Origin of the sequence: Telluria beijingensis (genome assembly GCF_030770395.1) — a bacterium.
GTDB classification, from domain to species: Bacteria; Pseudomonadota; Gammaproteobacteria; order Burkholderiales; family Burkholderiaceae_D; genus Telluria; species Telluria beijingensis.
The window spans coordinates 4,088,900-4,114,024 of record NZ_CP132480.1 but is presented as its reverse complement, the minus strand read 5'-3'; the positions used below and the strand labels follow the sequence as shown (position 1 = coordinate 4,114,024).

26 protein-coding genes are annotated in these 25,125 nt (G+C 63.6%); 4 read left to right on the top strand and 22 right to left on the bottom strand.

All coding sequences use genetic code 11. The features are described from left to right. The first annotated feature begins 2 nt into the window (after nt 1-2). Nucleotides 3-611, top strand: a complete 609-nt coding sequence (locus Q9246_RS18290) for a PH domain-containing protein (protein ID WP_306392135.1) — start codon at nt 3-5, stop codon at nt 609-611. 77 nt (nt 612-688) lie between these two features. On the opposite strand, the gene Q9246_RS18285 is transcribed toward Q9246_RS18290, so the two are convergent. From Q9246_RS18285 to rpsP, 12 genes are all read right to left on the bottom strand, one after another. Continuing rightward, the gene (locus Q9246_RS18285) at nt 689-1,384 is read right to left on the bottom strand and encodes a choice-of-anchor E domain-containing protein (protein WP_306392134.1); all 696 of its coding nucleotides are present in this window, start codon (nt 1,382-1,384) and stop codon (nt 689-691) included. Between the two features lie 192 nt (nt 1,385-1,576). Continuing rightward, complete coding sequence (locus Q9246_RS18280; RefSeq protein WP_306392133.1) at nt 1,577-2,263, bottom strand: choice-of-anchor E domain-containing protein; 687 nt, start codon at nt 2,261-2,263, stop codon at nt 1,577-1,579. Between the two features lie 233 nt (nt 2,264-2,496). Continuing rightward, complete coding sequence (locus tag Q9246_RS18275; protein ID WP_306392132.1) at nt 2,497-3,285, bottom strand: SDR family oxidoreductase; 789 nt, start codon at nt 3,283-3,285, stop codon at nt 2,497-2,499. 104 nt (nt 3,286-3,389) lie between these two features. Continuing rightward, complete coding sequence (locus tag Q9246_RS18270) at nt 3,390-6,218, bottom strand: M16 family metallopeptidase (protein ID WP_306392131.1); 2,829 nt, start codon at nt 6,216-6,218, stop codon at nt 3,390-3,392. 119 nt (nt 6,219-6,337) lie between these two features. Next, on the bottom strand, nt 6,338-6,787 hold the full coding sequence (locus Q9246_RS18265) for a CBS domain-containing protein (protein ID WP_306392130.1): 450 nt from the start codon (nt 6,785-6,787) through the stop codon (nt 6,338-6,340). A gap of 98 nt (nt 6,788-6,885) precedes the next feature. Further along, nucleotides 6,886-7,239, bottom strand: coding sequence for a DUF3579 domain-containing protein (locus Q9246_RS18260; RefSeq protein WP_306392129.1), 354 nt, complete (start codon nt 7,237-7,239; stop codon nt 6,886-6,888). 132 nt (nt 7,240-7,371) lie between these two features. Continuing rightward, nucleotides 7,372-8,331, bottom strand: a complete 960-nt coding sequence (locus tag Q9246_RS18255; RefSeq protein ID WP_306392128.1) for a CobD/CbiB family protein — start codon at nt 8,329-8,331, stop codon at nt 7,372-7,374. Between the two features lie 90 nt (nt 8,332-8,421). Beyond that, entirely contained in the window at nt 8,422-9,090 is a 669-nt protein-coding gene (locus Q9246_RS18250; protein ID WP_306392127.1) for a CoA pyrophosphatase, read from the bottom strand. A 69-nt stretch (nt 9,091-9,159) separates the two neighbouring features. After that, nucleotides 9,160-9,549 (bottom strand): 50S ribosomal protein L19, encoded by a 390-nt coding sequence (rplS, locus tag Q9246_RS18245; protein ID WP_208278370.1) that lies wholly within the window; start codon nt 9,547-9,549, stop codon nt 9,160-9,162. 115 nt (nt 9,550-9,664) lie between these two features. Continuing rightward, nucleotides 9,665-10,426 (bottom strand): tRNA (guanosine(37)-N1)-methyltransferase TrmD, encoded by a 762-nt coding sequence (gene trmD, locus Q9246_RS18240; protein ID WP_306392124.1) that lies wholly within the window; start codon nt 10,424-10,426, stop codon nt 9,665-9,667. 27 nt (nt 10,427-10,453) lie between these two features. Further along, nucleotides 10,454-10,984: a ribosome maturation factor RimM gene (rimM, locus tag Q9246_RS18235; protein WP_306392123.1), complete on the bottom strand. Its 531-nt coding sequence runs from the start codon at nt 10,982-10,984 to the stop codon at nt 10,454-10,456. 43 nt (nt 10,985-11,027) lie between these two features. After that, nucleotides 11,028-11,276: a 30S ribosomal protein S16 gene (gene rpsP / locus Q9246_RS18230; protein ID WP_005668882.1), complete on the bottom strand. Its 249-nt coding sequence runs from the start codon at nt 11,274-11,276 to the stop codon at nt 11,028-11,030. Nucleotides 11,277-11,529: 253 nt separating this feature from the next. Between rpsP and Q9246_RS18225 the strand changes: the two genes are divergently transcribed. Then, nucleotides 11,530-11,943: an NINE protein gene (locus tag Q9246_RS18225; RefSeq protein ID WP_306392120.1), complete on the top strand. Its 414-nt coding sequence runs from the start codon at nt 11,530-11,532 to the stop codon at nt 11,941-11,943. Here Q9246_RS18225 and Q9246_RS18220 read toward each other — a convergent pair. From Q9246_RS18220 to Q9246_RS18205, 4 genes are all read right to left on the bottom strand, one after another. Continuing rightward, the gene (locus Q9246_RS18220) at nt 11,940-13,730 is read right to left on the bottom strand and encodes an acyl-CoA dehydrogenase (RefSeq protein WP_306392119.1); all 1,791 of its coding nucleotides are present in this window, start codon (nt 13,728-13,730) and stop codon (nt 11,940-11,942) included. The genes Q9246_RS18225 and Q9246_RS18220 overlap by 4 nt on opposite strands. Before the next feature lie 264 nt (nt 13,731-13,994). Next, on the bottom strand, nt 13,995-14,924 hold the full coding sequence (locus tag Q9246_RS18215; RefSeq protein ID WP_306392118.1) for an electron transfer flavoprotein subunit alpha/FixB family protein: 930 nt from the start codon (nt 14,922-14,924) through the stop codon (nt 13,995-13,997). Nucleotides 14,925-14,958: 34 nt separating this feature from the next. Next, a complete protein-coding gene (locus tag Q9246_RS18210) occupies nt 14,959-15,708 on the bottom strand; it encodes an electron transfer flavoprotein subunit beta/FixA family protein (protein ID WP_137175008.1) in 750 nt (249 codons plus the stop codon). A gap of 215 nt (nt 15,709-15,923) precedes the next feature. Further along, on the bottom strand, nt 15,924-16,151 hold the full coding sequence (locus Q9246_RS18205) for a sulfurtransferase TusA family protein (RefSeq protein ID WP_040777452.1): 228 nt from the start codon (nt 16,149-16,151) through the stop codon (nt 15,924-15,926). A 510-nt stretch (nt 16,152-16,661) separates the two neighbouring features. Here Q9246_RS18205 and Q9246_RS18200 point away from each other — a divergent pair. Then, nucleotides 16,662-17,291 (top strand): PEP-CTERM sorting domain-containing protein, encoded by a 630-nt coding sequence (locus tag Q9246_RS18200; protein ID WP_306392115.1) that lies wholly within the window; start codon nt 16,662-16,664, stop codon nt 17,289-17,291. A 97-nt stretch (nt 17,292-17,388) separates the two neighbouring features. On the opposite strand, the gene alaS is transcribed toward Q9246_RS18200, so the two are convergent. The 4 genes from alaS to Q9246_RS18180 form a co-directional block, all read right to left on the bottom strand. Further along, complete coding sequence (alaS, locus tag Q9246_RS18195; RefSeq protein ID WP_306392114.1) at nt 17,389-19,998, bottom strand: alanine--tRNA ligase; 2,610 nt, start codon at nt 19,996-19,998, stop codon at nt 17,389-17,391. A gap of 114 nt (nt 19,999-20,112) precedes the next feature. Next, nucleotides 20,113-20,328, bottom strand: coding sequence for a hypothetical protein (locus Q9246_RS18190; protein ID WP_306392111.1), 216 nt, complete (start codon nt 20,326-20,328; stop codon nt 20,113-20,115). Between the two features lie 100 nt (nt 20,329-20,428). Then, on the bottom strand, nt 20,429-21,187 hold the full coding sequence (gene ugpQ / locus Q9246_RS18185) for a glycerophosphodiester phosphodiesterase (RefSeq protein WP_306392107.1): 759 nt from the start codon (nt 21,185-21,187) through the stop codon (nt 20,429-20,431). 22 nt (nt 21,188-21,209) lie between these two features. Next, nucleotides 21,210-21,557 (bottom strand): DUF1294 domain-containing protein, encoded by a 348-nt coding sequence (locus tag Q9246_RS18180; RefSeq protein ID WP_306392105.1) that lies wholly within the window; start codon nt 21,555-21,557, stop codon nt 21,210-21,212. Between the two features lie 693 nt (nt 21,558-22,250). On the opposite strand from Q9246_RS18180, the gene Q9246_RS18175 reads away from it, so the two are divergent. Beyond that, on the top strand, nt 22,251-22,697 hold the full coding sequence (locus tag Q9246_RS18175) for a DUF3597 domain-containing protein (RefSeq protein WP_306398219.1): 447 nt from the start codon (nt 22,251-22,253) through the stop codon (nt 22,695-22,697). 21 nt (nt 22,698-22,718) lie between these two features. Here the strand turns inward: Q9246_RS18175 and Q9246_RS18170 are convergent, their stop codons facing one another. Together Q9246_RS18170 and trpS are read right to left on the bottom strand one after the other, a co-directional pair. Continuing rightward, a complete protein-coding gene (locus tag Q9246_RS18170; RefSeq protein WP_306392103.1) occupies nt 22,719-23,768 on the bottom strand; it encodes a zinc ribbon domain-containing protein in 1,050 nt (349 codons plus the stop codon). Between the two features lie 125 nt (nt 23,769-23,893). Then, a complete protein-coding gene (trpS, locus tag Q9246_RS18165; RefSeq protein ID WP_306392101.1) occupies nt 23,894-24,925 on the bottom strand; it encodes a tryptophan--tRNA ligase in 1,032 nt (343 codons plus the stop codon). Nucleotides 24,926-25,125: the final 200 nt, after the last annotated feature.

The following is a 25,125-nucleotide window of genomic DNA, read 5'->3' as shown; positions in this document are numbered from 1 at the left end:
TCATGTTCAAGAAATTCGCGGCGGAGGCACTGGGCATCAGCGATATCGGCGTCATCGTTGGACCGGCGGACTACAGCAAGGTCGACGCGGACGACTACCTGTTCACCGAGGATGGCGAGCAGATCTTCTTCCTGATCAAGAGCAAGAAGGATGAATACTGCTTCACCAACCTGGCGCTGATCCATGTCGACGGCGACTCGGCGGTGTCATCGAAGCGGTCGATCAAGCGCTATGAATATGCGTCGAACCTGATCACCAATGTCAGCATCGAGACCGCGGGCACGCTGGACATGGACATCGAACTCAAGTTCAACGTGAACGAAATAAAGTTCTCGATCGACGTCAAGAAATCCTTCATCGAGCAACTGAAGGATATTTACAAGGCCTTGATCACGATCGGCAAGCAGCAGCGGCGCGATGCGGTCTGCCGCGACAACGCGCTGCGCACGCTCGAGGCGACGGCCTCGGTGCACAAGCTCAATATCGCGCCGGGCGCGGGCAGCCTGGTCAGCCAGTATGGGGAATTGCTGGATGCGCTGAACACGGCGATGCTCGACACCCATACCAGGCGCGACTTCAGCGACGTGTTCGCCAAATACATCCATAACTAAAAAATCCGTCATGCCGGCCAAAGCCGGCATGACGGTTCCTGTTGGATCGCCGGCGCAGCGCCGGCGGCATCCGGATATTACGCCTTGCCGCCGAACCGGCGACGCGACAGTCCCAGCAGCCCCAGGCCGCCGAGGATCAGCGCCACGCTGGCCGGTTCCGGCACTTCGGCGAATGGCGTGTAGTCGTAGCTGACCTTGACGCTGGCCCCGGCATTGGTCCGGAAGCGGGTATCCACGTTGCCGGAGGCGTCGGCATTCGAGTTGCCGCGCGCGTTTACGCCGAGGCTGATGGTGCCGCCGCCGAGTGCCGAGAACAGGGCGAAGTCGGTGGCGTTGGCATTGGTGCTGATAAAGTATTCCGACGCGCTTTTCGTCACCGTGCCGGTAGTGCCGCCCGCAGGGCCGGAAAAATCGTCGGGATTGTCGTCGGCTGGCGCCAGGTTGAAGATCTGGTTGAACACGGGATTGCTCACGACCAGGGTGGTGCCGTTGGGGCGCATCAAGGTCAGCAGCGAGGACAGGGTCAAGGCGACGGTGGTCGCTTCACTGTCCTGGCTTTCAACGCTGCCACTGCCACGAATCACGCCGGTCAGGTCGAACCTGATCGAATTGAGGGTGCCCAGGCTGCTATCGAATTTGCCGAAGCTCAGATGGTCGGTCCAGTTCGTCCTCGTCAGCGCCTTGTCATTGCTGAAACTGATCACGGCGGCGTGCGCGCCTGCGAATGGAACCAGGGAGGCGGCAAGCGCCAGTACGGCAAAAGTCTTTTTCAAGGTGATCTCACTTGGTGAAGGTGCGCTGGATGTGTCCAGGCTGCGTCTTCGTAAATACAAGCACAAACTATGCCACCAAGAAATACTTTATTCAAAACAATGACTTGCGTTACCCGAGCGGCATGAACGGCAGTCCACTGTAAGATTTTTCGACAGTGGACGAGCCGGCATGCCGCCGGAAGTGCGCAGGTATTATGCCTTGGCGCCGGTGCGGCGACGGGCCTGGCCCATCAGGCCCAGGCCGCCGAGGAGCATTGCCATGCTGGCCGGTTCCGGCACTTCGGCGAACGGCGTGAAGGTATAGGTGACCGACGCGGTGCCGGCCGCTGCCGTGCTGAACTGTGTGATCAGGTTCCCCGCGCCTGTACCAGAGGTCTGGCCAAGTGCGGCGAGGCCCAGGCTGAGAGAGCCGCCGCCCAGTGCGGAAAACAGGTCGAAGTCGCTCGCTGCAGTGCTGGTGAAGAAATTCGAATTGCTGGCGTCGACCGAACCGGTGGTGCCGCCCGAAGCGCCACCGAAATCGAGCCCGCCGTCGTGTGCAGCGAAGCCGAATACCCGGCTGAACACCGGATTGGTCACGACCAGCGTGGTATTGTCGGGACGGGTCAGGGTCAGCAGCGAACCCAGCGTCAGGGTCACGGTCGAGGCCGCAGCGTCCAGGCTTTCGGCGCTGCCGCTGCCCCGCACGATGCCGCTCAGGTCGAAGGTGATCGAGGTCAAGTTGCCGAGGCTGCTGTCGAACTTGTTGAAGCTGAGGTTCTCGGACCAGTTGGTGGTCGTCATCGCCTTGGTAGCGCTGTAACTGATGGTTGCAGCCTGGGCGCTGGCGACGGGAGCGAGTGCGGCGGCGATTGCAAGTGCGGCGAGAGTCTTTTTCACAGTAATCTCACTGGTTGAAGGTGCATGATGAAGAACGGTCTCAACCGGAATGCTGCGAGTACCAACAGCAACATCCGGAATCATAACCAACTATCAAGCACTATTCATGCCAAAAAGCAATTTCTTAATGAAAACAAATACTTACTGTTTTTCTATTTTAAGAGAATAATCCTACTGTAAAAATTTTCGACAAGGAATATTCCAGCGGCATACCGGCCAACAGGCGCGCCAGATCACACCGCCGTAAACCCGCCATCGACGACCATCTCATGGCCGTTGACGTAAGACGCCATGTCCGAGCACAGCCACAGGGCTGCCTGCGCCACCTCGCCGGCATCGGCAAAACGCCCCATCGGGTGCGCTGCCTTGAGCTTTTTCTCGCTGCCGGGATCGCGTTCGAAGGCGCGCGCCAGCATCGGCGTCTTGACCGCCGCCGGGCACAGCGCATTGACGCGGATGCCTTCGCGCGCATATTCGGCGGCGGCGCTCTTGGTCAGGCCGATCACCGCATGCTTGCTGGCGCCATAGATCGCGTGGTTCGGGCTGCCGACCAGACCAGCCACGCCGGCCATGTTGACGATCGCGCCATGACCCTGCTTGAGCATCTGGCGCAGCTGGTATTTCATGCACAGCCAGACGCCCTTGACGTTGACGTTCATGATGCGGTCGAACTGCTCGTCGTCGGCGTCGGCCAGCAGCTGGCGCTCTTCCTCGATCGCGGCATTGTTGACCGCGAAATCGAGGCGCCCATAGTAATTGATGGTCTTGTCGACGAGGGCTTCGACGTCCGCGGCGCGGGTGACGTTGCTCTGCACGAACAAGGCCTTGCCGCCATTCTCGACGATCATGGCCGCCGTCGCGTGCCCGCCGTCGATCGAGACGTCGGCCACGACGACGCTGGCGCCGGCCCGGCCGAACGCCAGGGCGATGGCGCGACCGATTCCGCTAGCGGCGCCGGTAACGAGAACGACCTTGCCGGAAAACGACAAACCGCTTGCCGACTGCTTGCTGATGGCCTTCATGTTGCTCCCTGGATGAAACTTTTGCTTCCGAAAAGAAACATTTTAACGCATGGCTTCATCGCTTGTCACAATCCCAGAGGGTTTTTGTCGGGAAACTGTTGCACTTACGGCATAGGTCGTTGCGGATTCGTCATCGCCGCCGGTCCGGCATTCGCCTTGCCCTTGTCGCCCGCCATCATGACCGACAGCTTAGCCGGATCGATGGCCTTGCGAAATGCTGCATTTAGCTGAGGCAGCGTCACGGCATCGAGCTTGCGCTCCAGTTCCGCCGACCAGTCGAAGGTCTTGCCGCGGTACAGGTAATAGCTCCAGCTCGACGCCAGCGATGCGTCGTTCGAGCGGCTCTGCAGGCGCTGCTGCATCATGCCCGACTTGGCGCCGGCCAGTTCCTCGGCCGTGAACCCGTCCTTGTGCGCGCGCGCCAGTTCTTCGCGCACGGCCTTGTCCAGCTGCGCCAGGTTCTGCGGCGCGGCGATGGCGGTCACGTGGAATCCCCCTGCCCGGTCCAGCGTGCCCGCGCTCAGGTTCGACCCGCCGCCATAGGACAGCCCCTCCTTCTGGCGGATGCGGTCCATCAGGCGCGATTTCAGTCCGCCTTCGCCGAAGATGTAATTGGCCAGCATCAGGGCCGGATAGTCGGCATCCTCTTCGTTCAGGTCGAGGTTCATGGCGGCAACAAAAAAGCCGTTTTCCTTGTCCGGCGTGTCGATCATGCCCGCGGTCGGCGCCACGTCCACGTAGCTGGACACGATCGGCGCGAACGGCTGCGCGGCCTTCCATGCGCCGAACAGGCGGTCCACCAGCGGCGCGACCTGCTGCGCATCGAAGTCGCCCACGATCGCCATCTCGGCCGGGCTGGCGCCGTGGAAGTCGCGGTGGAAGGCTTTCACGTCCGCCAGGCGCACCGCCTTCATGTCCTCGATGCTCTCTTCCAGGGTCGGCGAATGGCGGACGTCGCCGCGCGGGTAGCGCTCGAAGTGCTTGGCCAGCGCGCGGAAGGCGACCAGCTGCGGCTCGTTGCGGGTCGCCTCCAGGCCCACCAGCCTTTGCTCGCGCAGCTGTTCGAATTCGCTCTCGGGGAAGGCCGGCTCCCTGAGCACGTGGGCGACCAGCTCCAGCGCCGCCGGCAGGTTGGCGCGCGTGGTCTGGAAGTGCGTGGGGCTGCCGCTGATCTTGAGCTTGTCGAAGGCGTCGGCCAGTTCGGCGCGGGTATAGCGCGTGGTGCCGCGCATCAGCATCGCGCTGCTCATGTCGAGCAGGACCGCCTTGCCGAACAGGCTTTTTTCGTTGCCGATGTTCTGGCGCAGGTCGACGGTGACCGTCTCGCCCCGGTTCTTCTTCGGCAGCAGCGCCAGTTTCACGCCGCCCGCGGTCGTCACCGTGGTGCGCTGCATGATGTTGCGCTGGCTCGGGTCGAAGTCTTCCGCGACCAGGGTCGACGTCGCCGGCTTGAAGTCCTTCAGCGCCTCTTGCGGGGTCGGCGCGGCCGGCAGCACGGCGCGCCGCGGCGCATCGTCCGGGATGAAGCTGCCGCTGATGCGGTTGCTCGGCAGGTAGTAGCGCCCGGCGCTGGCCGCGACCTGCTCGGCCGTGACCTGTCCCACGCGTTCGCGGCTCAGGAAGAACAGGCGCCAGTCGCCCAGCGCGATCGATTCCGAGAACGCCACGCCCACCTGCTGCGGATTGTTCAGGCTGCGCTCGATCGTGTTCAGCCAGGAGCGCCGCACGCGCTCCAGTTCTTCCTCGGTCGGCGGTTTCGTGGCCAGTTCCTCGACCGCCTGGGTCAGCGCGGCGCGCACCGGCTCCAGCGGCTCGCCCTTCTTGACCACGGCGCCGAAGAACTGCAGCCCGGGCGCGTAGCCGGTCTGGCCGAAGCTGAACACCTGGCTGGCCTTGCCGGTTTCGACCAGCAGCTTGTGCAGGCGGCCGTTCGGCGCGTCGCCCATGATCTCCGAGGCAAAGCCCAGCGCTTCGGCCTCGGCCTGCAGGTCGGACGGGATCTTGTAGCCCACCGCCACCAGCTGAACGTCACCCTGGCGCCGCACCACGAAGCTGCGCTCGCCGTCCTGGGTCGGTTCCACGGTCCAGAATGGCGGCAGGGTGCGCTTCGGCTTCGGGATCGCGCCGAACAGGCGCCCGATGCGCGCCAGCGTGGCGTTCGGCTCGAACTTGCCGGCCACCAGCAGCACCGCGTTGTCGGGCTGGTAGTAGGTGCGGTAGAAGGCTTGCAGGTTCTCGATGCGCACGTTCTCGATATCGCTGCGGTTGCCGATCGTCGAGCGGCCATAGCTGTGCCAGTCATAGGCGATGCTTTGCATGCGCTTGAACAGCACATTGCCGGGCTGGTTCTCGCCGGCCTCGAATTCGTTGCGCACCACCGTCATCTCGGACGCCAGGTCGTCGGCCGAGACGAAGGAGTTGACCATGCGGTCGGCTTCCATCTGCAGCGCCCAGTCCAGGTTGTCCTGCGAGGCCTGGAAAACTTCGTAGTAATTGGTGCGGTCGAGCGAGGTGGTGCCGTTGAAGCGCATGCCGCGCTCGGCGAACTGCTTTGTGATGTCGCGGTTGTTCTTCGCGCCCTTGAACAGCAGGTGCTCGAGCAGGTGGGCCATGCCGGTCTCGCCATAGTTCTCGTGGCGCGAGCCGACCAGGTAAGTCATGTTGACGGTCACGGTCGGACGCGAGGCATCCGGGAACAGCAGCACCTTGAGGCCATTGGCCAGGCGGTATTCGGTAATGCCCTCGACGGAAGGGCCGAGGGTCACGCCCTTGGGCAGGGCCGCGCCGGCTGCGGGCTTGGCCGGCGCCTTGGCGCCCGCTTTGTCGCTCGCCTTGGCGGCGGGCGCTGCCTCCGCGGGGAAGGTCAATGCCAGGGCAATGCAGCCCGCCGTCACGTGCGCGGCAATGGCGCGCAGCTGGAATCTCGAATTCATGGTGTCTCGTCGTCTGGGCAGGACGCCAATCGTCCCGCCTGCTCCGGCGATGGTAGCAGACGGACATCTTTCCTGTGACCTATCCGGCCGCCCAGTTGACAAGAATTGCTGTCAGATAACTATTGGCGCACGCGGCGCTCGTGCGATTGCTGCCAGGAGCCGATGCGCGACAGCTCGCTCATTTCCTCGGCCAGGAATTCGAGCAGGTCGTCGGCACTGACGATGCCGCTCAGCTTGCCGTCGGCATCGACCACCGGCACCCGGCGGATGCCGCGCAGGCGCATGTGCTCGATGGTCTCGTAGACGTCGTCCGATTGACTGGCGGTGAGCAGGTCGTCGCTCATGATGTCGCCGGCCAGCAGGCTGGCCGGATCGAGCCCGGGCGCCACCACGGCCAGCACGATGTCGCGGTCGGTCAGGATGCCGAGCGGGACGTTGCCGGTGCCGTCGGCCTCGACCACGACCAGGTCGCCGACGTGGTGGCGCCGCATCAGCATGGCGGCGGCCTGGACGGTTTCGTCGCGCGTGCAGCAGATGGTGTCGTTGGTACAGATGTCGCCGATTCGCATGATGCTCTCCCTTCTTATCCGCCTGACACTAGGCCAAAACAAAACTGGCGCTTTGAGTTTAGTCAAAGCGCCAGCGGCGACAAGCTGTCAATGAAGGCTCAGGCAGCGCCTGGTTTCTTTTCGCCCGGCAAGGGCACGAAACAGGCGTCGACGACCTGCATATCGTTGTCCTTGGCGAAGCTGACCACGAAGTGGTAGGCCATTGGCTCGATCTGCTGCAGGGCGCGGTTGACCACGACGGCCTTGGTGCCATTGACCACGGTCGGGTAGACGTAGGGCGAGAACTTCAGGTGGGCGTTGGGGCCGCCGGAACCGGGGCAATAGCAGGCCATGACGCCGCACAGCCGCTCGGCCCAGTCGCTCGGGCGGAACTGCTTGCCTTTATTCGTGAGGCCCAAGATAAAAAACTCTCCAGAGAGTTCTTCATTCTTGGCTTGCGATCGGTCGGTCATAGTCCTACGGGCTCAGACAGGAAGTGCTGCGTGGATGAGAGCCAATGCGGCTCGGTGCAATACAGCGTTGCTCGGTTCAGGCAGTATTATATCTTATAGAAGACTTGAGGACGAGTCCCGACACGGCACGGCTCAGCGCAGCCAGGCCACGCTCGACGTCAGCAGCAACAGGATCATCCACAGGATCAGGGCGCGCCACACCAGTCCAACCGTGCTCTGCAGGGCGCGGACGTTCGGCTCCTCGCCCGGCAATACATCCACGTCGCTTTCGCTCAGATCGACCGTGGCGGCATCCGCCGGGAGTAATTGTGGCGCATTTTCGTTCGGCGTGCCGAGCCGCACACCCATCGCACCGCCGCCGGCCGACAGGATGATGCCGCGCGCCTCGTCGGCCCAGCGGTTGGCGAAGTTACGCCAGGCATAGACAGCGTCCTCGAAATTGCCGACAACGGCGAAGGCCACCGCCGTCAGGCGCACCGGCACCCAGTCGATCCAGTAGAAGGCCCTGGCGGCGAACTGGCCGAACGCTTCGTTGCGCATGTGGTCGGGCTCGTTCCAGGCGCGCGACAGGTATTCGGACACCCGGTACATCACCGCGCCCGCCGGCCCCAGCGGCATCAGGAACCAGAAGAACACGCCGAACACATTGCGGTGGGTCGTGATCAAGGCCTTCTCGACCGCGATGCGGGTGATCTCGGTGCTGTCCATTCCGACGGTGTCCAGCCTCGTCCATTCGGCCAGGAGCGCGCGCGCCCGCGGTTCATCCCCCGCATTGAGCGCGAACTGGATCGACGTAAAGTAATGGCTGTAGTGGCGGAAACCCAGGGTCAGGTAGACGATCAGGACATTCCAGGCGAAGGCCAGGAACACCAGGTTGTAGTACATGAAGAACCAGTAGACGAGCCAGGTCGGCAACATCAGCGCGATCATCATGAGGATCCAGCCCATGCGCCCGTTCTTTTGCTCGCCGGCATTGAACCAGGTTTCGATTCGCATGGCGAGCGACTTGATGCCGCCATACACCTGGTTATCGGCGCGCAGCGGTTTCAGTTGCTCGATGAGCAGTGCGCACAGGATGGAAAAGAATGTCATCAGGAACCCTTTTTTGTTTTGGCAATACGACTGCCCCGCTACGATAGCGGAGAAGCCTGCCAGAATCAAATCCGGGCCTGTAAGAAAGTTTTACGCGCGCAAAAAATGGAAGAGATTGCGCAGCATGGCGGCGGTGGCGCCCCAGATAAAATATTGCTCGTACGGCATCGTATAAAAGGCCCGGCTGCCGGCGCCCTGCGGCAAGTCGATGACGCGGCGCTGGTGGTTCAGGCCATCCATCAGGAAAGCGAGCGGCACCTCGAAGGCTTCGGCCACCTCGCCCGGATCGGGCTGCAGCACGAACGGCGGCTGGACCAGGGCCACCACCGGCGTCACGCGGTAGCTGCTGATGGTCGTGTAGTCCGGCAACACGCCAATGATCTCGATATGGCGGCGCGCCAGGCCGATCTCTTCCTCGGTCTCGCGCAGCGCGGTCTCGATCGGCGACGAATCCCGCTCTTCGGCGCCCCCGCCCGGAAAACTGATCTGGCCGGCATGGCTGGACAGATGGTCGGTGCGGCGCGTGAGCAGCACCGTCACGCCGCCTGGCCGTTCGACCAGCGGCACCAGCACGGCGGCGCGCCGCAGCTGGCCGGGCAGCATGCCCCTGCCCTCGTCCGACGTTTCCGGGACCCAGGCCAGGGTCTGCGCGAAGCGCGCCCGCAAGGCGGCCGGGGTCAGGCGCGCAGACGCGATGGGTGCCTCGCCGGCCAGGCTGGCGACCGGAAGCTGGGTCGGATCGAAGACGAATTTTGCCAAAATAGAATTCCTGGACGTGGAAAAGAAAAAGGCATCCTCGCGGATGCCTTTTTCAGGACACAGTCGCTCTTATTCAGCAGCGGCTGGGGTTGCTGCAACTTTACGCTGCGGCAGTTTTTCCTTGATACGAGCCGATTTGCCCGAACGCTCGCGCAGGTAGTACAGCTTGGCGCGGCGGACGTCACCACGACGCTTGACTTCGATCGAAGCGATCAGCGGCGAGTACAGCTGGAAGGTACGCTCGACGCCTTCGCCCGACGAGATCTTGCGAACGATGAAGTTCGAGTTCAGGCCGCGGTTACGACGCGAGATGACCACGCCTTCGTATGCCTGGGCGCGCTTGCGGTTGCCTTCGACGACATTGACGCTGACGACAACGGTGTCGCCTGGTGCGAAATCAGGGATCTTGCGGCCGAGGCGCGCAATTTCTTCTTGCTCGAGTTGTTGAATCAGATTCATTTTTTTATGACTCCAAAAACCATCTTGCTGGCACTACCTTCGCCCAGTAGAGGATGGGGTTGAACCACGGGCAACATGCCCATGATTGCATGCGCTGTACTGCCTGCGCATATTCTTACTCGGCAGGTTTTTCCAAACTTGCCAGGAACTGTTCGTCCTTCTTGCTCAGCTGGCCAGCGGCGCGCGCCTTGTCCAGCAGATCGGGCCGTTTCGCCGCGGTCGCCTCCAGCATGCGCTGACGGCGCCACTTGACGATTTCCGCATGGTTGCCGCCCATCAGGACCGGCGGCACCGGCATGTCTTCGTACACCTCCGGCCGCGTATAGTGCGGCGAATCGAGCAGGCCGTTGACGAAGCTATCTTCGACCGCCGAGGCATCGTCGCCCAGCACGCCGGGGATCAGCCGCACCACCGCATCCATCAAGGCCATGGCCGGCAATTCACCGCCCGACAGCACGAAGTCGCCGAGAGAGATCTCTTCGTCGACACAGCGGTCCAGCAGACGCTGGTCCACCGCTTCGTAGCGGCCGCACAGGATCACCAGGCCGGGCTCGTCCTTGAGCGCCATCGCCCGTTCGTGGCTCAATGGCTTGCCTTGCGGCGACATGAACACCACGCGCGGGCTCGGCAGGCCGAGCTCGGTTTGTCTTTGCTTCGCTGCATTGATCGTCGCTTCGAGCGGCCGGGCCATCATCACCATCCCGGGGCCGCCGCCGTAAGGGCGATCGTCCACGGTGCGGTGGCGGTCCTGCGTGAAATCGCGTGGATTCCACAGGGTGAGGCCCCAGCGCTGCTGTTCGAAGGCGCGCCGGGTTACTCCCGACTGCGTCAATGCGGCGAACATTTCAGGGAACAAGCTGACGACGTCAAACTGCATCGCGCTGTGCTCCTCTACCGGACGGGCTCAAAAATCGAGGCCCCAGTCCAGGGTAATCAGTTTTTGCTCGAGGCTGACGGTCTTGACGAACTGGTCCACGAACGGCACGAGGCGCTCGGGCGCCTTGGTCGCGGCGGCGGGATCCGCCACCGGCGTGATGCGCAGGATCGATTGCGCGCCGTTGTGCATCATGTCGATCACCTTGCCCAGGGCTTCGCCCTGCAGGTTGACCACATCCAGGCCGATCAGGTCGGACCAGTAATACTCGTCTTCTTCGAGCGCCGGGAACTCGCTGCGCGCCACTTGTACCGACGCACCTTTCAGTGCCTCGGCCTCGTCGCGGTCGCGCATGCCGACCAGGGTCGCGACCACGTCGCCACCATGCAGTTTTGCGCTCCGTACGGTGACGGCGTGCAAAGTCGGCTTGTCGAGCCACCAGGTCTTCACGTTCAGCAGCGCATCCGCGTCTTGCGAATACGGGGTGACACGGATGCCGCCCACGATGCCATACGCCCCGGAGATATGCCCGACCTGGGTCAGGTCAGCGGGAACAACCACCGGGCTTGCTGCTGAATCGCTCACTACGTGCTACTTAATAAAATCAAGCAGCTGGCTTGTTCTGGGCAACCAGGCGAGCGACGGTCGGCGACAGTTGTGCGCCAACGCCTTGCCAGTGAGCCAGGCGGTCAGCAGCGATACGCAGGCCGACTTCGGCGCCCGAAGCCATCGGGTTGTAGAAACCGATGCGCTCGATGAAACGGCCATCGCGACGGTTACGCGAATCGGTTGCAACGATGTTGAAGAACGGGCGCTTTTTAGCGCCACCACGAGCCAAACGAATAACGACCATAATATTTCCGAAAAAGTTGTTCTGGACGGAGAAAGTCGACGATTATAGCGCGCGACTCCGAACAGCAGCAAGCGTTATTGATAATACGGCGGACAACAACCTGCGCCGCCCCGACACAATCGAGCATTATCGCCGATTTTCGACCACACCGCCACCGGCCACCCCGTCATTTCGGCAGCCTGTCGCGTGAAACGTGCCATTCCTGCAAATCTCGACCATACTCTTGCTGTCCCGAACTATTGAACGACACGATATGGCCGCTACCCACAAGAACAAGACCGTCGCCACCCTGCTCGCCCTGCTGCTGGGCGGCTTCGGGGTCCACCGCTTCTACCTGAAGGGCGGCGCCGACCGGCTCGGGCTGCTGCACCTGTGCGCGCTGCCGGTCACCGGCATCCTGTACGGCGCGGTCAAGCCCCATCCCTTTTATGTAATGCTGCCGCTGCTGGTGTCGTTCATCGCCGGCTACATCGAGGCGCTGGTGATCGGCCTCACGCCGGACGAGAAATGGGATGCGAAACATAACCAGGGCAGCGGCCGCCAGTCGCGCTCGACCTGGGTCCTGCCGGTGCTGCTGGTAATCACGATGCTGGCCGGCGCCATCGTCCTGATCGGGACGATGGCGCGGCTGTTCGACATCCTGTTTACGGGCGGCGCCTTCGGTTAGAACTGGTCGACATCCAGCGCCAGCACGCCGGCCGCGCCTTCCGTGATCGCATGCCGCAGGCCCATCGCCTGCGACAGGATGTGGTCGGCGTAGAAGCGCGCGGTGGCGATCTTGGCGCGGTAGAAGGCGGCATCGCCCTCGCCCGCGTCGAGCTTCTTCTGCGCCACGATGGCCGCGCGCGCCATCTGCCAGCCGCCCAGCACGATGCCGGCCAGCTTCAGATAGGTCACGCTGCCCGCGTACACGCCGCGCACATCGCTCTTGCCGAATTCGACCATATAGTCGACCACCGACTCCAGCGCGCTCGACCCGTCGCGCAGGCTGCGCGCGATCGCGGTGAAATCGATGCTCTGGGTTTCACGCAGTTCGCGCACCACCTCGTCCACCTGCGCCAGCAAGCCCTTCGCCACCGCGCCGCCGTCGCGCACCGTCTTGCGGCCGACCAGGTCGTTGGCCTGGATTGCGGTCGTGCCCTCGTAGATGGTGAGGATCTTGGCGTCGCGGTAATGCTGGGCCGCGCCGGTCTCTTCGATGAAGCCCATGCCGCCATGTACCTGCACGCCGTCGCGCGCCACGTTCTCGCTCATCTCGGTCGACCAGCCCTTGATCACCGGGACCAGGTATTCATACACGGCCAGGTTCGCCTTGCGCGTCTCCGCGTCGGGATGGTGGTGGGCCAGGTCCGAGATGCCGGCGCCGACATAGGCCAGCGCGCGCGCCGCCTCGGTCTGGGCGCGCATCGACATCAGCATGCGGCGCACGTCCGGGTGGTTGACGATCGCCACCGGGCCGGGCGAGCCGGCCACGTCGCGCGACTGGATGCGGTCTTTCGCGAACGCCACCGCCTGCTGGTAGGCGTGTTCGGCCAGGCCGACGCCCTGCATGCCGACGCCGAAGCGGGCCGCGTTCATCATGATGAACATGTATTCCAGGCCGCGGTTCTCTTCGCCCACCAGGGTGCCGATCGCGCCGCCGTGGTCGCCGAACTGCAGCACGGCGGTCGGGCTGGCCTTGATGCCCAGCTTGTGCTCGATCGAGACGCAGTGCACGTCGTTGCGCGCGTCCAGCGAACCGTCGTCGTTGATCATGAACTTGGGCACGATGAACAGCGAGATGCCTTTCACGCCCGGCGGCGCGTCCGGCGTCCTCGCCAGCACCAGGTGGACGATGTTCTCGGCCATATCGTGCTCGCCATAGGTGATGAAGATCTTGGTGCCGAAGACTTTATAGGTGCCGTCGCCCTGCGGCTCGGCACGGGTGCGCACGGCTGCCAGGTCGGAGCCGGCTTGCGGTTCGGTCAGGTTCATGGTGCCGGTCCACTGGCCCGAGATCAGCGGCTCGAGGAAGCGCGCCTTCTGTTCGTCGGAACCGGCGGTCAGCAGCGCCTCGATCGCGCCGTCGGACAGCAGCGCGACCAGCGCGAACGACAGGTTGGCGCCATGCAGCATCTCCATGCACGGCGTGGCTACCAGCTTCGGCAAGCCCTGGCCGCCAAAGTCCTGCGGGTGCTGCACGCCCTGCCAGCCGGCGTCGGCGTAGGCGCGGAAGGCTTCCTTGAAACCTTTGGTGGTCGTGACTTCGCCGTCTTTCCAGGAGCTGGGCTCCTTGTCGCCGGCATGGTTCAGCGGGGCGATGACTTCGCCGCAGAATTTGGCGCTTTCTTCCAGCACCGCGGCCACGGTGTCCGGGGTCGCGTCTTCGCAACCGGGCAGCGCGTTGATATCGGCAAGATTGGCCAGTTCATTGAGCACGAACTGCATGTCTTTCAGCGGGGCGTTATAGCTCACCTGTTGTCTCCTCTTGTGCTTCCTGAATGCTGAATAAAAAAACGCCGCCCCTGCAGCGGTGGAGAACCCATTGTTTCAATGATGGCCATGTACCCCCGAACGTCGTTCCCGCGCAGGCGGAAACCTCAGTTCGTTGAGCAACCACGAACGCATGCCGATACGGCAGCGCATGAAAACCTGGGTTCCCGCCTGCGCGGGAACGACGTCTTGAGGTACGTTGACAGGGCTGGCACTGCGGGGTCGCATGCTCTGCCCTGTCGACAATTAACCCAGTTCCTTGACCAGCTCCGGCACGACCTCGAACAGGTCGCCCACCAAGCCATAGTCGGCGACCGAGAAGATCGGCGCTTCCGGATCCTTGTTGATGGCGACGATGGTCTTCGAATCCTTCATGCCGGCCAAATGCTGGATCGCGCCCGAGATACCGACCGCGATGTACAGGGTCGGGGCGACGATCTTGCCGGTCTGGCCTACCTGCCAGTCGTTCGGCACGAAGCCGGCATCGACCGCGGCGCGCGAGGCGCCCATTGCCGCGCCCAGCTTGTCGGCCAGCGGTTCCAGGATCTTGAAGTTGTCGGCCGAGCCGATGCCGCGGCCACCCGAGACGATCACCTTGGCGGCGGTCAGTTCCGGACGGTCCGACTTGGCCAGTTCGCGACCGACAAAAGTGGAGGTGCCCGAGTCGGCGACCGCGGTCACGGTCTCGATGGCGGCCGAACCGCCACCCGCTGCCGAGTCGAAGGCAGTGCCGCGCACGGTGATGACTTTCACCTTGTCGCCGGATTGCACGGTGGCGATGGCGTTGCCGGCGTAGATCGGACGCTCGAAGGTGTCGGGCGAATCGACCTTGGTGATCTCGGAAATCTGCGCCACGTCCAGCTTGGCGGCGACGCGCGGCAGGATGTTCTTGCCGTAGGCGGTGGCCGGGGCCAGGATGTGCGAGTACTCGCTGGCGATGGCCAGGATCTGCTCGGCCACGTTCTCGGCCAGGCCGTCGGCGAAGTGCGGCGCGTCGGCGACCAGCACTTTCGACACGCCGGCGATTTGCGCGGCGGCTTCGGCGGCGGCGCCGCAGTTCGAACCGGCGACCAGGATGTGCACGTCGCCGCCGCACTGGGCGGCCGCGGTCACGGTGTGGTGGGTAGCGCCCTTCAGGGAGCCGTTGTCGTGTTCAGCAATGACTAATGCGACCATGTTGATTCCTATGAATGTTTTACGAGCGAACGGCTTAGATGACCTTGGCTTCGGTGCGCAGCTTCTGCACCAGGGTCGCCACGTCCGGCACCTTGACGCCGGCCGAGCGCTTGGCCGGCTCGACGACCTTCAGGGTCTTCAGGCGCGGCGTCACGTCCACGCCCAGATCTTCCGGCTTGACGGTCTCGAGTGGCTTCTTCTTCGCCTTCATGATGTTCGGCAGCGTGACGTAGCGCGGCTCGTTCAGGCGCAGGTCAGTGGTGATGATCGCTGGCAGGGTCAGGGCGACGGTTTCCAGGCCGCCGTCGACTTCGCGCGTCACGGTGACTTTGCCGTCTTCCAGCACGACTTTCGAGGCGAAGGTGGCTTGCGGCCAGCCCAGCAGCGCAGCCAGCATCTGGCCGGTCTGGTTCGAATCGTCGTCGATCGCCTGCTTGCCCAGGATGATCAGCTGCGGCTGTTCCTTGTCGGCCAGCGCCTTGACGATCTTGGCCACGGCCAGCGGCTCGGTGTCGCCGGCGGTTTCCACCAGGATGCCGCGGTCGGCGCCGATCGCCATGCCGGTACGCAGGGTTTCCTGGCACTGGGCCACGCCCACCGAGACCGCCACCACTTCGGTGACCTTGCCGCCTTCTTTCAGGCGGGTCGCCTCTTCCAGCGCGATCTCGTCGAACGGGTTCATCGACATCTTGACGTTGGCGACATCGACGCCGCTATTGTCGGACTTGACGCGAACCTTGACGTTGTAGTCGACCACGCGTTTGACGGGTACCAGGACTTTCATAGGGTGCCTTTAAAAATGGAATGGATGACAGAACTGTGGCCCAGATTATAAGAGAAATCGAAGCAACGGGCCAAATTAAAGCACGATCGTGCGATTTTTAGTTAGAGGAAAACGCCTAAAACGGGCATCTCGCTACGTACAAGGGGAGCGGACGGGGCCGAATGCCCCGTCCAGGATGACGCACGCGGTTGCAGCATGATCTGCAACCGACCGCATTATTTGCGACGCATCAGGAACGTGAACTCACCGTTCTCGTGAGTGTGGGCCAGGAGCGCATTCCCGGTCTGCTTGGCAAAGGCCTGGAAGTCACGCACGGAACCGGTATCGGTGGCGACGATGCGCAGCACCTGGCCGGTTTCCATCTCTGCGAGGGCCTTCTTGGCCTTGAGGATGGGCAGCGGACAATTCAGCCCACGCGCATCCAGGTCTCTCTGGAATTCCATAGTGTCGATATCTAAGGTGATGTCGCTCATCGCTTGCCTGCCTTCAATAAACTGGCCTTCGAGGTCGGCCAACTGCATCTCATACTACTCCAATTTGAAGAGTATGACGCACCGCACCAAAATAGTCACACATTGTTGCAAGACCGCAACCCATTGTGAAAAGCTTGACCAATCAGCATCGAGTGTGGTCAGGATGATTACCAAACGGCACCATCACAGTGCGGCATGCCTAGCATATGCGGTCCGAAATGGGGCACACAATAGACGGAGCGACCACACTCGCATACTCTCCTGCCCCTAGCCTATGCCCGGCTTCCGGCAGCGGCCACTCCCGCTGCGAGCAGGAGCGGGGACTCACTTTGGGGCCGGTTATCCGCACCCTGTCGAAAAAATTGACAGCGATGGGAAACGTTTCCAATCACTGTGGATCAAGTCATTGATTATGAACGGATTGACAAGATTGGTATGGGTCTTGCATGGCAGCCTGCTCCTACAATAACGGAGACAACCATGTTCGCTAAACTTGTTCAAGCAGTCATCCTGAGCGCCGCCTGCGCACTGGGCGCCGGCGGCGCCGCCGCTGCAACGGTGATCTTCGTGCCGCCCAACGATACCGTCGGCAGTGAATACTCGGCCGGGAACGACAGCTGGTGGATGGGCCGTGGCATTACCTTCGGCGTCGACTCGCGCCAGGCGGTCACGAGCGTCGGCCTGCTGCACGACCTGACCGGCATCGACCTGACGTTCGGCCTGTACGAAATCTCGATGTCGAGCGTCACGCTGACGCGCCTGTCCAGCCTCGCCAGCGGCGGTTCAAATGTGACGACGAATGGCCGCGACTGGATCGATTATGCGCTGGCCGGCATTGTCCTCGACCCGGGCAAGCAATACCTGCTCGAGTTCGCATTCCAGGGCGATGCCAACAGCAATTTCTACTACGACAACCAGAACGTGTTGTGGAACCAGGGGCCGTTCACCAGCCTGGACGGCGCGATGGGCATTGAAATCGGCAACTTCACCGTGGCCGGCCTGCGGATCGACAGCGTCGATGTCGCCGCCGCCGTGCCGGAGCCAGGCTCCCTGGCCCTGCTCGCGCTCGGCATGGCGGCGCTCGTCCGTCGCCGTCGCGCCATGCGCTGACACACCCTGGAACGACAAGGGCGGCATCCCGATCGCCCGGGATGCCGCCCTTCGGCAGCGCCCGGCAGCCATGCGGCTGCCGGTACTCATTGAAACATCAGGCGCGTTCGCCCACCCAGCCAGCCACGCCGGCCAGCGCCGCCGGCAGGCCCGACGGATCGGTACCGCCCGCCTGCGCCATGTCGGGACGGCCGCCGCCCTTGCCGCCCACTTGCTGGGCGACGAAGTTCACCAGTTCGCCTGCCTTGACCTTGCCGGTGGCGTCCTTGGTCACGCCCGCGATCAGGCTGACCTTGCCGTCGGCCACGCTGGCCAGCACGATCGCAGCCGTCTGCAGCTTGTCCTTCAGCTTGTCCATCGCTTCGCGCAGGGTGGCGACGTCGGCGCCTTCCATCGTCGCTGCCAGCACCTTGATGCCGTTGACATCGACCGCCTTGCCCAGCAGCTCGTCGCCCTGGCCTGCCGCCAGCTTCGATTTCAGTGCGGCGACTTCCTTCTCCAGCGTTTTCACCTGGTCCTGCACCTGGGCGATGCGGCTAGTGAGCTCGTCCGGGCTGGTCTTCAGGGCGCCGGCCGCTTCGACCAGCTTGCGGTTGATCGACTGCACCAGGGCCAGGGCGCCCTCGCCCGTCACCGCTTCGACGCGGCGGATGCCGGCGGCGACGCCGCCTTCCGACACGATCTTGAACAGGCCGATGTCGCCGGTGCGGGTCACGTGGACGCCGCCGCACAGCTCTTTCGAGGTGCCGATGTCCAGCACGCGCACGGTATCGCCATACTTCTCGCCGAACAGCGCCATCGCGCCATGCTTGACGGCGTCGTCGAAGCTCATGTGGTGCGACTGGGTCGGGTGGTTCTCGAGGATCTCGCGGTTGACGATGGCTTCCACTTGCGCGATTTCATCGGCGGTCAAGGCTTGCGGATGGCTGAAGTCGAAGCGGGTCTTGTCCGGATCGACCAGCGAGCCCTTTTGCTGCACATGGCTGCCCAGCACTTCGCGCAAGGCCTTGTGCATCAGGTGGGTGGCCGAGTGGTTACGGATGGTGCGGCCGCGCTTGACGGTATCGACTTGCGCGTCGACGGTGTCGCCCACTTTCAGGCTGCCTTCGCGCAGCACGCCATGGTGGCCGAACACGTCGGCCTGGATCTTGAGCGTGTCCTCGACCTCGAAGCGCGCGCCATTACCGCCGATCACGCCCTGGTCGCCGACCTGGCCGCCCGATTCGGCATAGAACGGGGTGGTGTCGAGCACCACGATGCCGGCCTGGCCAGCCTTCAGCTCATCGACCTTCACGCCGTCGGCGTACAGCGCCAGCACGTGGGTGTTATGGGCCAGCGACTCGTAGCCGACGAACTTGGTCTTCTCGCCCGCGTACTCGACGTTGGCGGCCATCTTGAACTTGCCGGCCGCGCGCGCGGTCTTTTTCTGCTGTTCCATGGCGGCGGCGAAGCCGGCTTCGTCGAGCGTGACGTTGCGCTCGCGGCAGATGTCGGCGGTCAGGTCGAGCGGGAAGCCATAGGTGTCGTACAGGGTGAAGGCGGTGCCGCCATCCAGGTTCTTCGGATCCTTGGCCAGCTGGGCTTCCAGGATCTTCATGCCGTTTTCCAGCGTCTCGCCAAAACGCTCTTCCTCGGCCTTCAGCACCGACGCCACGCGGTCTTTCACATTGCGCAGTTCTGGATAGGCTTCGCCCATCTCGAGGTCGAGGTCGGCCACCAGCTTGTAGAAGAACGGCTTCGTCTGGCCCAGCTTGTGGCCGTGGCGCAGCGCGCGGCGGATGATGCGGCGCAAGACATAACCGTGGCCTTCGCTGCTCGGGATGATGCCGTCGACGATCATGAACGAGGCCGAGCGGATGTGGTCGGCGATGACCTTGAGCGAGTTGTTGCCCAGGTCGTCGATGCCGGTCTCGCGCGCAGCCGCCTTGATCAGGTTCTGGAACAGGTCGATCTCGTAGTTGCTGTGCACGTGCTGCAGCACGGCGGCCAGGCGCTCCATGCCCATGCCGGTGTCGATCGACGGCTTCGGCAGCGGGGTCAGCGTGCCCGACTCGTCGCGGTTGAACTGCATGAACACCAGGTTCCAGATCTCGATGAAACGGTCGCCGTCTTCTTCCGGCGAGCCCGGAGGACCGCCCCAGATGTCGGCGCCGTGGTCATAGAAGATCTCGGTGCACGGGCCGCATGGGCCGGTGTCGGCCATCTGCCAGAAGTTGTCCGAGGCATAGCGCGCACCCTTGTTGTCGCCAATGCGAATGATGCGCTCGCGTGGCACGCCGATCTCGTTGGCCCAGATATCGTAGGCTTCGTCGTCCTCGAAATAGACGGTGATGGTCAGCTTGTCGGCCGGCAGGCCGTAGACGACAGTCAGCAGTTCCCAGGCAAACTTGATCGCATCGCGCTTGAAATAGTCGCCGAAGCTGAAGTTGCCCAGCATCTCGAAGAAGGTGTGGTGGCGCGCGGTATAACCAACGTTTTCCAGGTCGTTGTGCTTGCCGCCGGCGCGCACGCAGCGCTGGACCGAGGTCGCACGCGAATACGGGCGGGTATCCAGGCCCAGGAACACATCCTTGAACTGCACCATCCCGCTATTCGTCAACAGCATGGTCGGGTCGTTGCCCGGCACCAGCGGGCTGGAGCGCACGATGGAATGGCCTTTGGATTCAAAGAACTTCAGGAACTTTTCGCGAATGTCTGAGGATTTCATGTCTGTTGGAGGGCGGAATGGGGCAGCTTGCCATATAAAGAAACGATTATAGCCTAGCTGCCAAGGCGAATATCGGGCGCGCCGATATTGACACCCCGCCCTGCAACAGTATTGTCAGCGCAACAGGTCGGACACCGCACGCGGCTGGCGCGCGACCGGGGCCAGCATGCTGGCGGCGGCCTGCTCGAGGATGCGGGCCCGGGCCGCGCGGTCCACTGCCTGCCTGCGGACGGCGGGCTGCACCGACTGGGTGATGAGGTCGAGCCAGTGGCTTGTGGCGTCGTGCGTGCCGCCGGTGGTCGGGAAAGGTATCGTGCTCAGGGGTGCCATGCTCGCTGCTGCTTGAAAGAGATCGTCAGTACTTAACGTCTTTCGGCAGCCATCCTTGAGCCCGTCTGAAAAATATATTGCCTGATGCCAACCCACGGGCTCAGGCGAACGACGGCCCGATCAGGTCGATGCGGTCGGTGCAGAAGGCATCCACGCCCCAGTCCAGCAAGGTGCGGGCATCGTTCGGATCGTTGACGGTGTAGCAGAACAGGCCGAAGCCGGCGGCCTTGATGGCGCGCGCCAGGGCCGCATCGAGACTCTCGTAGTGCGTATGGATGGCGCTCGCGCCGACCGCGCGGGCCCGCTTTTCCCAGTCGGCCGGCAAGGCGCCGCGTTCGAACAGCAGGCCGCGGGGCACATCCGGGGCTGCCGCGCGGGCGGCGTCCAGGGAGTCCTCCCTGAACGACGATAACAAGGGCACCCGCGCCATCTCGCCGGCCGCGATTTCATCGGCAAAGATGTCGGCGGCCAGCCGCGCGACGGCCGTGCCGGTGGCGCGATCGTGGCCACGCGCGGGCTTGATCTCGATATTCATCCAGACCCCGGCCGCCTTGCAGGCGCGCACGAACTCGGCGCCGTCCGGAATCGGCTCGCCGGCAAACTGCGGCTTGAACCAGCTGCCGACATCCATCTGCACAAGCTCGGCCGCGTCGTAGTCGGTGACCAGCCCCACGCCCCCCAGCCTTCTCTTCAGGTTCTGGTCGTGGATCACGACCGGCACGCCATCGCGCGCCAGCATGACGTCGAACTCGATCGCCCGGTAGCCGTGGTCCATGCCGCAGCGCAGCGCCGCGAACGTGTTTTCAGGAGCCAGGGTGCCACCGCCACGGTGGGCAAGGACGCGGGGATAGGGCCACATCGGGATGTCCTTTCAGGTCGAATCAAACCTGCTGCTGGCCGAAGCGCCAGGCCAGCCAGGCGAAGGCGCCCAGGTTCAACGCCACCGTCAGCTGGAATTTGCGCTGGAACGATGGCTTGCTGCTCTTGTGCCGCAACCATTGCTGGGCCAGCAGTGCGCCGGGCCAGCCGCCAACCAGGCCGAGCACCAGCAGGGACGATTCGGGCGTGCGCCAGGTGCCCGAGCGCGCCGCCGACTTGTCGATGGCGTAGGCGACGAAGCAGGTCAGGCTCGTGGTGAGATAGGCGGCGCCGACCAGTTGCGACATGTCCCAGGCCAGGCTGGCGAACAGGTAGATGATGAGGAAGAGTGCGAGCGGCAGGTAAGGCATGGCGACAGCTTACCTGTCCCGCGCCTTGCATGTCCATATGGCAAAGAGCCGGCGCCGGGCAGCGCTTCATGTCCGCCTTCGGTTCGTGACCGAACAGAACCAGCGATACCAAAGCCCTAGGCTGAGCATTCACAGGTATCACATCACGCAGGAGATGACATGGCTTTCGATCTAGGAAACATTTTGCAGCAATACATCGGCGGCGCCATCGCCAACAATGGCAAGGCGGCCGACGACTTCGACCAGGTGGCGCAGAACGCGCCCCGCGCCAGCATCGCCCAGGGCATCGCCAGCGCCTTGCGCTCGGACCAGACGCCACCCTTCCCGCAAATGGTCAGCCAGCTGTTTGGCCAAAGCAATCCCGACCAGCGCGCCGGCATGCTCAACAGCCTGCTGGGCGGCGCCGGCGGCGGCCTGCTGTCCTCGGTGGCAGGCGGCGCGCTGGGAAAGATCTTCGGCGGCAATACGCCGTCGCAAGTGACGCCCGAACAGGCCGCCCAGGTCTCGCCTGAGCAAGTGCAAGAAATCGCAGAAAAGGCGCAACAACAGAATCCCGGCATTGTCGATCGCATGAGCGACTTCTATGCCGAGCATCCGACCTTGATCAAGGCCGCCGGCGGCGCCGCGCTGGCGGTCGCACTCGGCTATATGGCCAACAACATCCGTAAGCAATCACCAGAAAAGGAGGGTCCCGTGGGTATCCTGAGCAATATCTTCCACAAAATTTTCCCAGGCAAAAAAGATGCGGCGCCTGCCGCGACGACGGCTACGACTCCAGCAGCGCCGTCTGCGGCGCCAGCCCAGCCGCAGGCAGCGCCCGCGCCCGCCGCTCCAGCCGCGGCCCCAGCGGCAGCGCCGGCCGCAGCACCGGCCGCGGTCCAGCAAGTCGACGTCGAGCAGATCCTGAACGATATGCAGAAGTCGGCCGGCCAGCAGCTGAACTGGCGCACCTCGATCGTCGACCTGCTCAAATTGCTCGGCCTGGACAGCAGCCTGCAATCGCGCAAGGAACTGGCGGCCGAGCTGAACTACACCGGCGATACCAGCGATTCGGCCAAGATGAATATCTGGCTGCACCGCCAGGTGATGAACAAGCTGGCCGCCAATGGCGGCAAGGTGCCGGCCGACCTGCGCGACTGAGCATGGCGACGCACTGGCGGCCTAGTCCGCCAGTGTCGTGTTCGCCGCCGCCCCGCACGCGAAGCAGAAGCGCGCGAACGCATTCTTGCGTGTCGCGCAGTTGCCGCATCGGTTGAACAGGCCGATGCCGCAGTGCGGGCAGAAATCGTTCTTGCCATCCTTGAGGTCGACCGCGCGCTCGCAGCCGGGGCAGACGCCCTTGGCCAGGCGCGTCTGGACCAGGTCGTAGCGTAGCCCCAAGCGCCGTTCGGCGTCTGGCAGCGTCTCGGCCTGCTTCTGGCGCGCCAGGTAGGCCTGCAGCCAGGCGATGGCGTAGCGGCCGGCGACCACGGTGAGTATGATGCCGACGATATACCTCACGTAGCCGCCATAGCTCGGCAGATAGGGCACGAGCTCGAAGAAGAACGTGAACAGCGCAAAGAAGATGAAGCCCCAGGCGAACGGCCAGTCCCGGGTCTTGCGTTTGTGCTTGAACAGCCAGGCGGCGACCAGCAGCAGCGGCAGCGTCAACGCCAGGCGATAGAGAAAGACGCGCAGCTCGCCCGCCGCGAGTTCGTCGGCGAAGGCCTGCTGCGCCGGCGCTTCCAGGGCGTCCCAGCGCTGGACGACGCGCTCGTGGGCCTGGGTGGCATCGAGCATCGTCTGCTGCTCGGCCTCGACCGCCGCCAGGGCGGCGCGTTCAGCGCGCTCCAGGGCCTCCAGGCCCTGGGTACGCTTGATCAATTCGGGGTCTTGCTCGGGCCGCGCCGTGGCTTGCCGCGTCGCCAGCCAATCGTTGAAGGTGGAACGCGCCGAACGCGTATTCGACTGCGCCACCGTGTGCTTCTGGCTGGCCTGGTCCAGGCGCGTGCGCGCCGCTTCCAGCCGTTCGCGCTCTGCTTCCATCCCGGTGCGCAGACTGGCAACCTGGGCCGGGTCCATGAATTGCTCGACCGACAGCGGTTCTTCGACGTCGCGCAGGTGCTGCACGACCAGGCCGCCGAGGCCGACCAGGAAGCCGGCGAAGATCAGGGCAACGAGCCACAGGGCCCGTTGCATCCAGCGTTCGGTCAGGCGCAAACCCTTGCTCATGAGACACTCCTCGGCGATGGACAAGCCCGCAGCTTGCCATCGTCGGGAGCGCCGCGCCACCGTTTTGATCAGAGGCACGGCGCGTGCTACTGCCGGCATCGCCCAGCGATACCGAGCTTCCTGCCTCAGAAGTAAGACAGGCCCAGCGCCTTCTTGACTTCGTCGGTGGTCGCCGCCGCCACTTCGCGCGCTTTCATGGTGCCTTCCTGCAGCATCTTCATGACCTGGGCCGGGTCCTTGGCGAACTCTTCGCGGCGGGCGCGGATCGGCGCCAGCAGCTCTTGCAGGATGCCTTCCAGGCGCTTCTTGACGATGCTGTCGCCCAGGCCGCCGCGCTGGTAGTGGGCCTTCATCTCGGCCAGGCCTTCCTTGTCGAGGTCGAAGGCGTCGAGATAGGTGAAGGCGACGTTGCCCTCGATATGGCCCGGGTCCGACACCTTCAGGTGCAGCGGGTCGGTATACACGTTCTTGACCGCGGCGCGGATCTCGTCGGCGCTGGCGCCCAGGTTGATGGTGTTGCCGAGCGACTTGCTCATCTTGGCCTTGCCGTCGATGCCCGGCAGGCGGCCGACTTCCGGCACGAAGGCCTTGGCCTCGACCAGGATCTCGCGGCCGACGATGCGGTTGAAGCGGCGCACGATCTCGTTGCACTGTTCGATCATCGGGATCTGGTCTTCGCCCACCGGCACCACGCTGGCCTTGAAGGCGGTAATGTCGGCGGCCTGGCTGGCCGGATAGGTCAGGAAGCCGGCCGGGATGTCGCGCTCGAAGCCGCGCAGGACGATTTCGGCCTTGACGGTCGGGTTGCGCTCGAGGCGCGCCACGGTCACCAGGTTCAGATAATAGAAGGTCAGTTCGGTCAGTTCGGGGATCTGCGACTGGATGAAGATGGTGGTCTTGGTCGGGTCGATCCCTACGGCAAGGTAATCGAGCGCCACCTCCACCACGTTCCGGTGTACCTTACCCAGGTCATCCATATTGTCGGTCAGCGCCTGCGAGTCGGCGAGCATCACGAATTGGCGGTATTCGTGCTGGTAGCGCACGCGATCGCGCAGGCTGCCCACGAAATGGCCGAGGTGCAGCGGACCGGTCGGACGGTCGCCCGTCAGGATGATCTGGTTCGCAGTAGCAGAGGCAGGAGTTTGTTGCAGGGTCATCGAGGTTCCTTGTTAGATGCCTCGATCGTCCTGCGTCAAAGAATGAACGCCACCCAAATCGAGGCGGCGTTAGCTGAAATACACATCATTTCCGGGGCCGCGCGCTAGGAGCGGCGCCACCAGGCAAGAATGAGATGTGCTTTCGGAAAGATCATGGACCGCATGGTTGCAGGTTGGCGGCGCGCTGTCAACCGCTTCCG